Raw genomic sequence first — 14,517 nt, 5'->3', positions numbered from 1 at the left:
TAGAGAAACGCCTCTCAGGCGCCCTCACCCATGTCCGCACAGGTCAGACCCCAGATTCGTGACTCTAGGACGCTGAATTACGCGGAACACAGGACAGGGCAACGGGGCAGGTGGCTGCCCGCCACAGCTTGTAGCCGACACCGACCGTTACGTCCCGCAGAAGGCCTCACACCCGACCGAGCAGCGGCCGATCACGCTGCTGACAGCTGACGTCGTTCCTTCGCGTACAGGACGGCACGGGCCTCATCGTGCTGGCCCTCGGCAATGCAGGAGACGGCGAGCTGTTCGTACGGCTGCGGGTGGAACTCCTCGCCGGACAGCCAGCGCACACGCTCACGCACGGAACACCGCGGCTCCAGCACCGTGTACGTCAGCCCGTCTACAGCCCACGCACGTCGAGTGCGGCGCCACCGGGATTAGCAAGCACCGCCCCTCAAAGGCCAAATCGAGCGTGATCTGGCTGTCGACGAAACGGACCTCACTGTACGCCGACATGCCGCCACACACCACGTCCGAGCCGACCTCGTTACGGATGAAGCGCAGCGCAACGGCGCCCGGCTTGTCGAGTATGACGCCGCCGAGCAGGACCTGGACGGAGGCACGGCTGTTGCGGATGCGCACCTCACCGCAGGTTCGCAGGTAGCGCAGCCGCAGTGGCCCTTGGAGACCTCTCGACCAGAAGACAGACGTCGCGGCCGTTGTCCAGATGCGCGCCCTCTAGGAGAAGGCCACCGCCGACCGTGGCGCCGACGAGAGTGATCCGATCGGCGGCCACGGTCACGCCCGAAGCATCGAGAGAGCCGATGGACGCGCGGTCGAGTGTCAGGCAAGGCCCATCCTCATTACGCAAGTCCGCGCCCGCCAGTCGTAGGCTCCATCCAGCCGAGCGCCGACCAAGCGGATCTCACCCGTGGCCGCGAACCCTTCCATCCACCAGACGCCGCCGTTCACAGCCACCCCGCCACCACTCGACGCCGCACCGGCGCGACACTTGTTGGCGTCGGGAGAGACCTCAGACAGACATTTCCGATGACCTCCTCAATCAGCCCTGCGGGGTCGCTGACCGGCTGCGAGCGGACGGCGGCATGCGCCTGATGAACGCTCACATAGGTGTCAGCCTCAGGCTGAACGGCGCCAGACTGGACCACCGCCTAACGCACCAGCGATGCGGCCCTGTCAATGAACCTGTCGACAGCCTGCCGAACCTCGCCCATGCGCTTATCCAGTTCCTCGAGGGTTACCAGCGTGTGGATGCCAGCAGCGAGTTCCATCGCCGCGCCGGCGAGCCGTAGAGCCTCATCATCGTCCGTGAGCAGGCGTACCAGGCAAAGCGCTTGCCACGCAGCTGCTCGACTCTGGTTCTGAATCGCCTTGGCCTCCGCGTACGCCTCCGGACTCGCGTCTGCCCGTCTCTTCGCTCCCCAACGTGCTCCCTGCTTTACACGAAGATCTAGAACAGCGCCGGCAAAGACGCTATAAGCTTTCATGCGCTCCTGACGGAGCCGCTCTGTCCGCGTGAGGCTCTCGGTACGGGCGACCGTCCATCTCTGGAAGAGGAAGGTCGTGAGTGAACCTAGAAGGGTTCCTGCGATAGCGATGAGCGCAGCGAAGACAACCTGCATAACTTCAGTTGAGCACTACTGTGCTCGATGACAAACTCGGCCCTACCGCGAGGTGGGGACACCTTGAGCGCCGGATGATGGAGATCCGGAGACAAGGAGTTCCACGTGGCGATGAAGTCGTACTCGCCGGAGTTCAAGGCGGACGCCCTCGCGTTGTATCTGTCCGGTCCGGGACGGACGCTGGCCTCGGCGGCTGAGCACTTAGGGATGTGCAGGCTGAGGCGGGCTGGGGTAGCTGGGCCGTCCTACGCCGAACTTAGCTTGACGCCCATTTGAGCCCTAACGCGGAATATGTCTCCAAATGCAATCTCAACCTGCATTGATCATTTAGCTGGAAATGTCCCCCAAGTCGTGATCATGCACGTGCGGGCTTATCATCTGGGTCAACGAGTGGTGCTCCTGAGGGGGATGCGCCCGTTGGTGCGTCTCGCGGGAGACACATGGAACATGACGTTGACGTCGAGGGGCTATCGATCGAGTTGCCTTCTCGATGGTCCGATTCGATCAAAGTTGACAAGAACATCGCACGCCAGCTCCTTTGTCCACCACGCAAGGCCCGTCTTGTCAATGAGAACCAGTCAGTATGGGCGGCCGCAGAGGACCAGCGCTGGCCTGTCATCAAAAGCCCCGCCCCGGAATACGTGCACCTCGTCCGGAAAAAGGGGCGGATCGCCTGGGGCGGCCCCTCCGAGGCGCACGCTCCGGCCGGAGTAAGGGCATCTCTCGAGGGAGCCTTTCGTCTGCCCGGCCTCGACGCGCAGAGCCCGCGAGGGTTGCGTGCACCCCAGACCGGCGCTCTCCTGGCCGTCTTCGCCCACTGGACCACCGGAAGCCAGCACCCGGCAACGGTCGTGATGCCCACCGGCACGGGCAAGACTGACACGATGGTGGCGATCTACGCAGCCGCGCGCCCGGAGCGCCTGCTGGTCCTCGTACCTTCCGACGTGCTGCGCGGTCAGACCGCGGGCAAGTTCGAGACCCTTGGCATCCTGCCTGAACTGGGCATCGTCACCGGCCCGTTCGAACGCCCTGTGGTAGGCCGCGTGGAGCACCACTTCGAGTCGGGCGACAGCGCCCGCTCCTTCGCGCAGGCGTGCAACGTGGTGGTCACTACCCCCGCCGCCCTTTCGGGCTTCCCCGAGGACGTCCGGACCATCTTCCTGGCCGAGTTCAGCCACCTGTTCATCGACGAGGCACACCACGTGGCGGCTAGAACCTGGAGCGAGATCCGCGACGCCTTCGACGGCCGGCCCGTCGTCCAGTTCACCGCCACCCCCTTCCGGTCGGACGGGCGCCCCCTTGGCGGACGAGTTGTCTACGCCTTCCCGCTGCGCGAAGCGCAGGCTCAGGGATATTTCGCCGGCATCGACTACATCTCCGTGCTGAGCTTCGACGACCCGGACAGGGACATCGCCGAACGCGCCCTGTCGTGCCTGCGCACCGACCTCGACAACGGCCGCGATCACCTCCTCATGGCGCGGACCAGCTCGATCAATCGGGCCAACGAGCTGCTGAACCTGTACGAGGAGCTCGCGCCGGACCTCAACCCCATGGTCATCCACAGCAAGCTCAGTGGCAGAAAGGCCAAGGACGCCCTCGACGCGCTCGATCAACGCCACTCCCGTTTGATCATCTGCGTGGGGATGCTGGGGGAGGGTTTCGACCTGCCGCAGCTCAAGGTGGCGGCACTCCACGACACGCACAAAAGCCTCGGCATCACGCTGCAGTTCATCGGCCGTTTCGCCCGCGTGTCCTCAGCGACGGTGGGCAACGCGACCGTGGTGTCCTCGCGATCCGACGCACCGTTCGACGAGCAGCTTCGTCAGCTTTATGCGGAGGATGCCGATTGGAATCTCATCGTCCGCGACCTGTCCCAGCAGGCCGTCGGCGAACAGGAGGACGTCAGCGACTTCGAGGCCGCCTTCGGCTCCGGGCCGGAAGAGGTGTCCATCAAGTCGGTGCTGCCGAAGATGAGCGCGGTGGCGTACAGGACTGGCTGCCAGGACTGGACCCCGACGAACGTCTACCAGGTCTTCCCCGAGGAGAATCTGCTCACCTACCCCATCGCCGTCAACAGACGAGATCGGGTGCTCTGGTTCGTGACCCAGGAGCAGGCTCCCGTCCAGTGGGGCCAGCTTCCCGCTGTGGAGGAAGTCGTCCACCACCTTTACGTCATGTATTGGGACGAGGCCCACGGCCTGCTGTACATCAACAGCACCAACAACGACAGCCTCCACGAGGACCTGGCCACGGCCGTGTGCGGGCAGACCGCGGACCGTATCACCGGCAAGCGGATCTACCGCGTCATGGGCGGCATTGACAGGCTCGTGCCCACGAACGTCGGCGTCCTGGACGTCAGGAACCGTAACCGGCGCTTCTCCATGCACGTCGGAGCCGACGTCGCGGAGGGCTTCGCCGATGCCGAGAAGCACACCAAGGCTCAGACCAATATCTTCGCGACAGGGTTCGCCGCTGGCGTCCGCACCAGCGTCGGAGCCTCGCTCAAGGGCCGGATCTGGAGCCGCCGAACCGCCGAGTCGCTCAAGCACTGGGTCGACTGGTGCGATGAGATGGGGCTCAAGCTGCTCGACGACAGCATCAACATCGCCCATGTCATGGACAACTTCATCCAGCCCGAGGACCTCGAGGACTGGCCGGAGCTGACCGTCCTGGCTGTGGAGTGGCCGCTGGCCCTCCTGGCCCGTAATGAGGACTCCGTCCAGCTCTCCTACGGCGGCGTCTCCTATTCCTTCCTGGAAGCCGAGCTAGAGGTGACACCCCACATCCCAGACGAAGCCGTCCACTTCGTCATCCGCACGCCTGCTTGGCAGGTGCCCTACGCCATCTTCATCGAAGACGGCCTGATGCGGGTCAGAGCCGCGGGCGACGGTGAAGTGATGATCTCCACGTCCCGCCGTGACCTCTCCGCCACCGAGTTCTTCGCACGCCGCGACAATGTGCTCCAGGTCCTCTTCGAGAACGACGCCCTTGTCTGCGCGCCCGCCCGCCTCCTGCATCCCGTACGCGACATCCCACCCTTCGATTCCGCCCGGCTTCAAGTACCGGACTGGACGGGCATCGACATCACCAAGGAGTCGCAGGGACGCACCCGCGACGCCGACTCCATCCAAGCACGGATGATCCAAGTGGTCCTGGCGCGTGGCCCCTGGGACGTGGTCGTCGATGACGACGGCTCCGGCGAGGTCGCCGACATCGTCGCTCTCCGCGAGACGGAGCGCGAGCTGCACATCCTGCTCGTGCACTGCAAGTACTCATCGGAGCCGCAGGCAGGCGCACGGGTAGAAGATCTCTACGAAGTGTGCGGCCAGGCCAACAAGTCAGCCGCCTATCGCCGCGACATTACCGCCATGCTGAACGCCCTGATCAACCGTGCCCGGAACAGGCAGAGGAAATACGGTCATAGCGGCATCGAGGCCGGCACCTCCGAAAGACTCGTCCGCTTGCGGGACACAGCCAGGACTCGTAAGCCGCACCTCACCATCGCCATCGCGCAGCCTGGCATGAGCCAGACCAGAGCCAGCCGTAAGCAGATGGAACTCCTGGCCAGTACCGAGGTCTATCTCCGCGAGATCGCGAATGCCGGTTTCGAGGTGTATTGCAACGTGTAGATGAAGAACGGGCGACGGACTAACGGGATCGACGCGGGACTTCACCGCCGGGCACACCCGCGGTGGGAAGCAGTGCCGGATCTCCCGGCGCCGCACCCGGCCAGGCGGTACCGCTCCTTTCCTGCGTTGACTTCTGAAACCGCGCCGCGACGACTCTCCAGCAGCTACCGTAATCGGCAGCCTACCGGCGGCAACCTATTCGGAGGTCCGGCAATACCGCCCTGTCCTAAAGGAGCAGGCCCTGCCTGCGGCAGCGCCGATGTCGACTGTGATCAGTCGTGGACTCTCTCAAGAGCAGGACTCAAGGAGTGAGGTCGATCCCGACGACACTCCCACCATGCTCGATGACCTTGATCTTCTGTTCGACTCCCCCGGCGAGCCCTCGAGCCCAAGGCGCCCGAATGCCTGTGAGAGTTCCTCGTACGTGGTTGACGGTCTGCTTGACGGTCAGCGTCGTGGCCTCCTCCCGCTCCTCCCCAAGCAAGGCGAGCGGCTGCTTGAACAATCCCTCCAGAATCCGGCGCAAAGAATCAACAAGCACGGCGAAGTCGGCCTCCTCGGCCGAGGAGAGCTGGTGCCGCTCGTGGATGTCAAGCGCATCGCGTACAGCGCTACGTAGGCTCCGGAGCGTGGCGCGAGCGATCTCAACATGAGCACTCAGCAGCAGGACACGGCGTGGTGCCCCGGCAACGACTGCGGTCTCAGGAAGCAGCACCTCGACCTCTTCTTGGCCCTCGGCCCGAAGAACTTCCAAGGCGAAGGTACTAAGGTCCTGGCCGCCGCGCATCAAAGTCTCCGACGGTAGATCGCCTAGCCTCACCGCGTCTCTCTTTCCCCGGCTCCGCCGTTGTGGTTACCTTCGTATCCGATGACTTCCCCGTTTTCGGTCACCGTGCCGATGCGCTGCCGCACAACGCCGCTGGCATCGCCTCGTATGCCGAGGAGGCGGCCCGCGACTCGCCGCACCTTCTGCGTCACAGTCACCGGACTCGTTGCGCTTTCCTGACCGGCTCTGACGATCTCCAGCACGATCCAGCAGACCACCGTCACCGCCAGGGCCGCCGCCAGCGCCCAGCTCCATGCGCTTGTCACCAGATTCGTCAGGACACCCGCGGTGACACCACACAGGACAGAGCCGCCCGCGATCAGTCCAGGCCTCCATCGACTACTCACGTCGCCTCCTGAGACTTCCTGACTACCGCGATGCTAACCCGCCAGCGAGGACGGCACAGATTCCTGGAACGGTCTACCCACTTCATGATCTGCGTCGTATGGTGACATCAAGATTTCGTGGGGGGAAGGTCACATGGTCGATTCGCCACATCTCGAAGGACTTCGCCTGGACCCAGACATCCGTGATCTCCTTACCGGATTTCGCCAGCATGCCTTGTACAACTACGGCGAAATGATCGCCGTGAAGCAGGTCGTCGAGCACCCGGTGGATCATGATGAGATCGAGCAACCCCTTCTCAAGGCGGTAACGGCGGTATTCGCCGAACCGGATAACTTTGACGATCTGTTCAATCATCTGCGCGCCCCGGGCTCCGTACTTGTGCTGAACCTGCCCCCGAATGCGGGCCGTACCACTCTCGCCTATGCTCTGCTGGCCCGTCTCCAAGACGAAGGGCTGACTAGGCAGGTGCGGACGCTCCGATACGGTGGAGCGAGCGACTTTCCTATCCGGCGGCTACCGCACGAGAAGAACCAGGGTTTTCTGCTGGTGCTGCCAGCCGATGAGGAGGAGTCGGAGTATCAGGTTTCACCGCAGTTTGGAAGCCGAATCCACACTCTTACGAATGAGCTGAGAAGCCTGGACAATCGGCTCATTGTTCTCACTTACCCGCAGCAATGGCGTCGTATCAGCATGGGTGCTCCCGAGGGGGTCGCACCCGCAGTCAGCATCGTAGCTCCGTCCGGGATCGCAGCGAGTTGGCTGGCCGCCGAAGAGCCAAACCTCCCCCGCCAGCTTTGGCTCAATAACGCAGAGATTCAGAAGCTCCTGCGCGGCGGGACACCCACGGACACTCTGCAGATCGTCGACCTCATCATTTCGGCGCACAGGAAAACGCTCGGTTATTCGTTGGAGCAGCCCAACTATCAGGCTGACACCGATGAAGGACGTGCCGAATTCCATAAGCTGGTGACCGAGGTGACCGAGGCTCGCCGCAACTGGAAAGGCAAGCTCCTCGAATGGCACAGGGTAGAAGGACGGACAAGCGTCGAACGTAACTTCCTTCTCGCCGCGTCCGTGCTCCGCGGCGCTCCCGTCGCGAACGTGTACGCCAGCGCCGCAGCCCTCAGCACCACGTTCAAGGAGAAGGCAGAGCTCTCGACCAGCGGGCAGTCCTCACCCGGGGTCATCGAACTGCTCGACACGGTAGAAGGCGAAGTAACTGAGAAGGGGACGATCACTTTCGTCAGGCCCGGGTGGGATGACGCGGTCCTGGAGTACTTCTGGACCGACCGCCCCCTGGCTAGGCGACCATTCCTCACATGGCTTGCCGAAGCTCCCATCAAAGACCGCCAGGAGGCGTTGGAAGGCCTCACCCAGCAGGAGCGCGAGGCGCTGGCACAGCGCATCGTCTCCTTCGCCCTTCGCTGGGCCGTACGCCACCGGCGGCAGGAGCCCCTCAGCGCCCTGGCCGCCGCCTGGCACACCTCGCAGGCCGAGAGCCGAACCAGGCGCATGTGGAACGTCCTGATCGAGTTGCTATCCAGCGCAGCAGCACAAGAAACGTCCTCCTACCTGCACGAGATGCTCTTGAACTGGTCCAAGAGCGATCGTCCGGCACTACAGACGGCCGTCATCGCCGTATGCGCTAGCGACTTCGGTCAGGTGCACACGGTCAAGGCGTTCCGACGGCTGAAGAAGGCCGCCACGCCCCCTGACACACAGGTAACCGCTACGTTGCGAGTGACGGTTCGTAAGCTGTGGGCCGAAGCTCACCTGCGTCAAGCGCTTCTGGAGTTCATCACGAACTGGTGCCGTGAGCCAGGCGAGGAGGGCGCCGGCGGGCATCAGGCGTTCGCCGCCCTCGCCAGCGCCCCCAGCCCCACCGACCCTTCCCTGCCGCTCCTGCTGGACAGCAGCGATGAGCAAGAGCGGGATCGCACCGTGGGCATGCTGCCTACCGGCTGGACAACGCTGCTTGATCAGGAGCCAGGCTCCGCGCAGTCGGCAGAAGCCAAGGACGCGGTACGGCTGTGGATGTCAGCCGCACTCCACGACGAGAGGCTAGGAGAACCCATATTGGGCTCCTTGCGGCAGGCGGTCGCGCCGGGCGGCCCGGAAGGATCCCAACGGCGACGTGATCGCCTACGCACCTACGTGGTGGCGTGGTCACAAGAGGGTGAACCGACACTACGAGAGCAGCGAGAAACGATGTACGCTCGGCTTTCCCAGCTGCTTGATAACGACTTGAGCGCATCAGTGCAACAACAATTGCACCAGTACACCGTCGACGAGGAACCATAAGCCGATATGGAGTTCCTGCATCGGCGCGCACGCACGGCCGAAGCTGCGCCGACGTTGGTCGGTGTCTTCATGGACCGGCTGGGTACCGCGAACGCCGGGCTAGCCTTCGATGTCCGCATCCACATCGAATGGCGGCGCGATCTCTGCGCGCCAAGTGCGCTCGCCACTCCACGTATGATCGCACGCACAGTTCGCGAAATCGTGGCAGCAACAGTCAAAGAGACGAGCGTCTTGCGCACGCAGGACGCCGAAGAGAAAACCGATGCGATTTTGCGCAGCATATTGCCCGTGCAGGGCGAAGGATTCGAAGTCCTTCGGGCTAGTGTGACCTTGAAGGCTGATGAAGAAACCATAAACGCTGCCAAGCAGATAGAGAGACTGCTGCATGAGCAAGAACTAGATAAGCTCGCGCGCAGGCAAGTCAAGGCGCGAGCGGACTTCCTGCGCGAGGTAATTTTCGCCGATCCTGCGTCCGCCTATGTGTACACGTTGCTCGACGTTCCGCAACGTGCCGGCGGGCCAGTGAAGGATGTGAACATTGACGAGATGGTCCGGCGGGTCAATGAATGGAACCCGGAATCTCGCTGGGTGATTATGGCTCAGGTTTTGACCGACTTTGTCAGTAGCCTCACCGAGAGCGGGCGCAAAGATTTGCTAAAAGTTTTTTCTACTGCTATCAACACCTTGGGCACAGCCGAGCAGTCGGAAGCACTCTCACGCGCAATGCGCCTGCCTGAGGACCACTGATCTTTTTCAGGCTCCGTGGCAGCTGTCCTGGTCATAGCATGATCGCAACGCCGATTTGTCGCCCCAGACGCTGCAGTACGTGGCCGGGATTAGCGCGGGGCCAGGTTCGGGGTGACGGCGGCGACCGCGTGGCGGTACGTGGAGGAGACGGTCGCGCTGCTGTCGGCCCGCTCGCCCAAGCTCGGTCAGGCGCTGCGCAAGGCCAAGCGGGACGGGTTGCTGAACCGCCCCAGGTGCGGTGAAAACCAACAACAGACCCGGCGCGGTTCAGTACCCGCAGGAAGTACGTGAGCGCGCCGTGCGGATGGTCTTTAAGGTCCGTGAGCAGACCGGCAACGCGCCCGGTGCCATCGCCCGGGTAGCCCAGCAGCTCGGCGTGCACCGCGAAGCGTTGCGCGGCTGGGTCCGGCAGGCTGAGGTCGCCGGAGGACAGCGGCCGGGCACCTCAACCGCCGATGCGCAGCGGATCGCCGAGCTCGAGCGAGAGGTCCGTGAGCTACGCCGGGCGAATGAAATCTTGAAGTCGTAGGCCTTTTTCGCGGCCGAGCTCGACCGGCCACACACGCACTCGTGGCCTTCATCGACCAGCACGCAAGCGTGTTCGGTGTCGAGCCGATCTGCCGTGTCCTGACCAAACACGGCTGCCCATCTCCACCAGCACCTACTACGCCGCCAAGAACGGCCCGCCCTCGACGCGGGCGGCGCGCGACGCCGGGCTGGACGCCCACATCCAGCGCATCTACGCCGACAATTACGGCGTCTACAGCGCCCGCAAGGTCTGGCAACAACTGCTGCGCGAGGGGCATCGGTGGCCCGCTGCACCGTCGAGCGGCGGATGCGCGCGCTCGGCCTGCAGGGCGCGCGCCGGGGCAAGAAGATCCGCACCACCACCTCCGATCCGGGCCATGAGCGGCCAGCCGACCGGCTGCAGCGCAACTTCACCGCCTCCCGGCCGAACGCCACCTGGGTGGCCGACTTCACCCACGTCTCCGCCTGGTGCGGCGTCGACATCTACTCCCGGGCGATCGTCGGCTGGGCCGCCTCACTGGCCAAGCACACCACCCTCGTGCTGAACGCCCTGGACACGGCCCTGCGGCGGCGCCAGCGCGCATCGGACGCCCGGTCAAGCCGGGACGGATTCATCACTCGGACGCGGGCAGCAATACACGTCTTTCCGGTTCACCACCCACCTGCTGTCGGCCGGCATCGACGCATCCATCGGCACGGTCGGCGATGCGCTCGACAACGCCCTGATGGAATCGCAGATCGGCCTATACAAGACCGAGCTGATCAAATCCCGAGGCCCATGGCGCAGCCTGGCCGACGTGGAACTGGCCACCGCTGAATGGGTGGCCTGGTTCAACACCACCCGCCTGCACTCAGCCATCGGACACCCCCCGCCCGAGGAGTTCGAGGCGATCTACTACGCTCAACACCACCCAACGAAGCCCTAGCAATCAACCGCTGAGTTCTCCATCAAAGCCGGGGCAGTTCAGCTACTCTAAGCATCATGGAGATCTTGACATACCGAGGCGAGAAGGCAAACCTCCAAGTTCTGGCCGAAGAGATCGCAGACCATCCCGCCCTCAAGGGGCATTGCGTGGCGCAGGTTCAGATCACGGAAACAGGCGAACAGGAATCCCTCCGTTACGGCGGGTGGGCTGAGATAACAATAGCAATTGCTTCAGGTGTCGCAACGAATGCTATCTATGACGGACTCCGTTATCTCGTAGATCGCGCCCGCGATCGGGGTGTAGTAACTGAAGTTGAGCCGCAGCCCAAAGACGACGGCCACATAGACGCGAGTACAGACTAAGGAAGCGATGAGCGTCTATACACCTCGCCTCCTTAGTTCATCAGGTGCCGAATTAAATCTGCGCAGCCAGATGCTATTTCTGGACCACACAAATGTCAACACGAAGGACCTAATAACTTCCATCGCGTCATGGAATCAACGCTATATTCATGAAAGTAGTCACTGGGCTCGATTTCATGGATGTTCTGTCGGCATTCTTCTTGTCATTCTGCGCCGTACGCGAGACTTGCTGGCAGCTCACACGCTTGAGCAGCTTGATGTCCAGGATGTTGCTCGTTTTTACCGCGAACGACTAGATGGGGCATCACTTTTCGATTACTTGGACAAGGAACCCCTTAATCGACTGGGAAAGCTATTACTGTCACAACGACAGGATTGGTTAGACCTGCACTTCGCATATCAGGTCCTACTTGAGCCGAAATTTCTTGGCTCGGCGCACGGGCAATGGCCCGCGAAAGACGCTATACAAACGGCCCTCGAAATTATTTGGCATCAAAGCAGTGGCGACGAAATGCTTTTGCGGACAGCCAGAGGGCAAGGAAGTGGCGTTAGGCTTGGTGGTCAAGTGGCACTGGTGGCAGGCGGGGAAGGCATAGTAAGCACACGACTTCTGTTTGAGTGTGCGGCAGTTCTCGACGAGCTTCTACTGCAAATCGGAAGCTTTAACAGGATGGCAGACCCGGCCCTTCTAAAAATGCTGGGCCGAACCCTCGATGAAGATTATGGGATGCCTTATAGGTTCGCCGAAGAGCTAGCGGGAGGCAACCTAGATCCCATCACCGTATTAACCTTGATCGACTTCGCCATAAATCCCGTCGTACCCGGCCTCCATACTCAAGAGACGAACATTGATTGGCGCGAGATTTATCCTCCGCTGCGCTTTGCCGAGGCAGCTCACGTAATCTCGTCCTGCAGTAGCGAGTTACGGGCGTCATGGCCATCAGCTGAGGCCATTACCCTACTGCAAGAAGAGATCGCGGAACGCACTGGGTTGCGCATGGGCATCGTCCTTCCTGACCTCTCACCTGTATCCTCAATGAGGGAGTGTGCCACCCGCATCAGGCACCACACGCAGCGCATTCCAGACCTTACATTGTTTTATTCCTCTAAGCTCCTGCATGACCGTCGCGAGAACCCTCACCTCCTATCTCATTATGGCTTGAATTTTGTTGACAAGGGAGTACTTCGCTTCGTAGACCCCGAGCAAGATATCTGGTGGATGTTCCCGCCATTGAGAGTGGTAGCAGGCCGATACTCATGGCCTGCTGATCGCATTAATATTGACGAGGCAACGACCTTATTCTTTGAGTCCGCGATTTCATCTGCATATGATGATGCAACTCATGGCGTTGGCCCTCTAAGTCGTACACACTTGCCGTCCGTTGAGTTCGATGATGACGAAATACTTTCAGCCCTCAATGCAGAAATAAGAAGGGAGATTCGATTCCCCCTGTCGTGGTCAAAAAGCTAGGTACCCGGCGGCAGGTGGCAGACGGTGATGGTCAGGCCGGTCTCAGCGGCCAGTTCGCTCTTCCAGGGCCGGGTGCGGTAGCTGTGGCGCCGCCAGCATCGGCGGTGATCAGCAACTGGGTGGCGTGCAGGTAGGAAGGAGTGCCCAGGGCGTGCCACCAGCGACGGATGGAAGCGACCGCGAACGCGGCGGTGTCGTGGTCGGTGCCGACGTTCACCCAGCCGGTGTTGGCCGCCAGGTCGTAGATCCCGTACGGGATCGCCTTCCCGGCTGCGGACTCGGCGAAGTCGTCGACATTGACCAGCACCGGCTCACCGGCCGCCACTCCCGCCCGGCGTTCTTGAACGGCCCGATCAGTTCCTTCTTCTTGTTGTCCACGCTGATCACCGGCTGTCCGGCATCGCGATGCGCACGCACCTGTTCATTGAGGTAGTGGAACTGCGCATCACGATCCGGGTGCCGACCGCCCTCCAGCGTCTTGGCATTGGCCTGCAGACTGAATCCCTCACCGCGCAGGATGTCGGCGACGGTGTCGGCCGACACACGATGTCCCTGCCGAGTGAGCTCGCCGGCGGGCTTGCGGGTGGACTTAGTCGTCCAGCGCAGCGGCGAGGTCGGATCTCCGCGCTCATCCGGCTCCACCAGCGCCAGCAGCATGACCCGTAACCCCGAGTGGATGTCCACCAGTCGCTTCCGTCCCCCACCCGGCCGTCGGGCCCGTCCCAACGGCTCGGTGCCCGCCTCCAGCTCATCCACGCCCCGTGACACCGTGGTCACGCGGACACTCGCCGCCTGGGCCACCGCCCGGATCCCGCCATACCCCAACGCGCGAGCCTCGGCACTGAGCAGCAGCCGACGTTGCCGCTCATCCAGATGCGGCAAGATCGCCTCGAACTTGGCCGCCAGCATCTCCACGGTCTCTGCCGACACGCTCATACCAACCATCGGCCGCGAACTCGGGATGCTACGAGCTATTTCTCTGCAGGTCCTAAGGAGATCGCCGAAGAACTGCGCCGGGCGGCCGAGCTCTGAGCGCTGCACAGCGTTCAGGCAGGCAACGACAGCAAGCAGGCACAGGCAGCGGCGACGCTGATCCAGGCGCTCGACGGCACCGAGCAGGCGGTGGTGATGGTCGGGTCGGTCCTGGTCATCAAGGATGCGGGCCGCTTGGCGGTACGTACGCTAACTCAGCGTCAGCTGATGTTCCTGGAGCGCAGCGCCAACATGACGCAGCCGAGCAATGTGCTCGAAGCGCTGGAGCTGTGTGGTGCGGCTGATGACCCGCCGCCGACGCGAGAGCGCTCCCTGCCATCCGGCGAAGATGACGACTGATGCGAGCGGCGTCGCGTGCGGCAATGACGCCTCCCTGCGGATAAGTATCTGTTCCGAGCCGGGCAGGTAAACGTACACGGCCTGAGCAGCTGGCGTCTGGACCATCCGATACCACCCAAGTCCTCGAACGCCAAGGCCACCGCCGGGTTGAACCAACTGCAGCAGCACTACCTTGGTAGATACACCCGCATTTGATGAGCGGGAACGCTTTGCGAGGCTGCCGCCCTGGAGGCGCTTCTGACCAGCCCAAATAGCAGCCAGGCAGCGAGAGATGCGCACTGCTTATCAGCAACAAGCACACACCGAGAGACCATTACATATCACCCATCAACCTGCGTTCCGCGCAATTCGGGGGTTCTGGAGTCCGTCCCGAGCTGAAAGTGCAGGTCAACGGAGCGGAGGCTGGTGACGCGGGCGGATATGCC

The 14,517-nt window shown here is 62.6% G+C and carries 11 protein-coding genes and 2 pseudogenes; 7 read left to right on the top strand and 6 right to left on the bottom strand.

Annotated elements, in window-relative coordinates; translation table 11 throughout:
* Positions 1 to 191: 191 nt before the first annotated feature.
* The 3 genes from ACIHAD_RS48330 to ACIHAD_RS48320 form a co-directional block, all read right to left on the bottom strand.
* Entirely contained in the window at positions 192 to 341 is a 150-nt protein-coding gene (locus ACIHAD_RS48330; protein ID WP_397230316.1) for a hypothetical protein, read from the bottom strand.
* Positions 334 to 621, bottom strand: a complete 288-nt coding sequence (locus tag ACIHAD_RS48325) for a hypothetical protein (RefSeq protein ID WP_397361643.1) — start codon at positions 619 to 621, stop codon at positions 334 to 336. The genes ACIHAD_RS48330 and ACIHAD_RS48325 overlap by 8 nt, the downstream gene beginning before the upstream one ends.
* Positions 622 to 1,151: 530 nt before the next feature.
* On the bottom strand, positions 1,152 to 1,622 hold the full coding sequence (locus ACIHAD_RS48320; RefSeq protein ID WP_397361641.1) for a hypothetical protein: 471 nt from the start codon (positions 1,620 to 1,622) through the stop codon (positions 1,152 to 1,154).
* Between the two features lie 440 nt (positions 1,623 to 2,062).
* Between ACIHAD_RS48320 and ACIHAD_RS48315 the strand changes: the two genes are divergently transcribed.
* Positions 2,063 to 5,251: a DEAD/DEAH box helicase gene (locus ACIHAD_RS48315; protein ID WP_397361640.1), complete on the top strand. Its 3,189-nt coding sequence runs from the start codon at positions 2,063 to 2,065 to the stop codon at positions 5,249 to 5,251.
* 301 nt (positions 5,252 to 5,552) lie between these two features.
* Here the strand turns inward: ACIHAD_RS48315 and ACIHAD_RS48310 are convergent, their stop codons facing one another.
* Together ACIHAD_RS48310 and ACIHAD_RS48305 are read right to left on the bottom strand one after the other, a co-directional pair.
* Positions 5,553 to 6,038 carry a hypothetical protein gene (locus tag ACIHAD_RS48310; protein ID WP_397361639.1) on the bottom strand — a complete coding sequence of 162 codons (486 nt, stop codon included), beginning with the start codon at positions 6,036 to 6,038 and terminating at the stop codon, positions 5,553 to 5,555.
* Between the two features lie 29 nt (positions 6,039 to 6,067).
* The gene (locus tag ACIHAD_RS48305) at positions 6,068 to 6,424 is read right to left on the bottom strand and encodes a hypothetical protein (RefSeq protein WP_397230309.1); all 357 of its coding nucleotides are present in this window, start codon (positions 6,422 to 6,424) and stop codon (positions 6,068 to 6,070) included.
* A 133-nt stretch (positions 6,425 to 6,557) separates the two neighbouring features.
* Here ACIHAD_RS48305 and ACIHAD_RS48300 point away from each other — a divergent pair, with 133 nt between their 5' ends.
* The 5 genes and pseudogenes from ACIHAD_RS48300 to ACIHAD_RS48280 all read left to right on the top strand — a co-directional run bounded on the left by ACIHAD_RS48300 (position 6,558) and on the right by ACIHAD_RS48280 (position 12,760).
* Positions 6,558 to 8,726, top strand: coding sequence for a hypothetical protein (locus ACIHAD_RS48300; protein ID WP_397361638.1), 2,169 nt, complete (start codon positions 6,558 to 6,560; stop codon positions 8,724 to 8,726).
* Positions 8,727 to 8,732: 6 nt separating this feature from the next.
* Positions 8,733 to 9,473, top strand: a complete 741-nt coding sequence (locus tag ACIHAD_RS48295) for a hypothetical protein (protein WP_397361637.1) — start codon at positions 8,733 to 8,735, stop codon at positions 9,471 to 9,473.
* A gap of 238 nt (positions 9,474 to 9,711) precedes the next feature.
* A pseudogene (locus ACIHAD_RS48290) lies at positions 9,712 to 10,927 on the top strand (IS3 family transposase).
* Between the two features lie 56 nt (positions 10,928 to 10,983).
* Positions 10,984 to 11,289, top strand: coding sequence for a hypothetical protein (locus tag ACIHAD_RS48285; protein ID WP_397361636.1), 306 nt, complete (start codon positions 10,984 to 10,986; stop codon positions 11,287 to 11,289).
* A gap of 7 nt (positions 11,290 to 11,296) precedes the next feature.
* Positions 11,297 to 12,760 (top strand): hypothetical protein, encoded by a 1,464-nt coding sequence (locus ACIHAD_RS48280; RefSeq protein ID WP_397361635.1) that lies wholly within the window; start codon positions 11,297 to 11,299, stop codon positions 12,758 to 12,760.
* On the opposite strand, the pseudogene ACIHAD_RS48275 reads toward ACIHAD_RS48280, so the two are convergent.
* Positions 12,760 to 13,696: pseudogene (locus ACIHAD_RS48275) on the bottom strand (ISAzo13 family transposase); the annotation flags it as partial. The gene ACIHAD_RS48280 and the pseudogene ACIHAD_RS48275 overlap by 1 nt on opposite strands.
* Before the next feature lie 186 nt (positions 13,697 to 13,882).
* On the opposite strand from ACIHAD_RS48275, the gene ACIHAD_RS48270 reads away from it, so the two are divergent.
* The gene (locus ACIHAD_RS48270) at positions 13,883 to 14,092 is read left to right on the top strand and encodes a hypothetical protein (protein WP_397361634.1); all 210 of its coding nucleotides are present in this window, start codon (positions 13,883 to 13,885) and stop codon (positions 14,090 to 14,092) included.
* The last annotated feature ends 425 nt before the right edge of the window (positions 14,093 to 14,517 follow it).

It is taken from the genome of Nonomuraea sp. NPDC052265, from assembly GCF_044547985.1.
GTDB lineage: Bacteria > Actinomycetota > Actinomycetes > Streptosporangiales > Streptosporangiaceae > Nonomuraea.
This window is presented reverse-complemented; position numbering and strand designations above follow the sequence as displayed.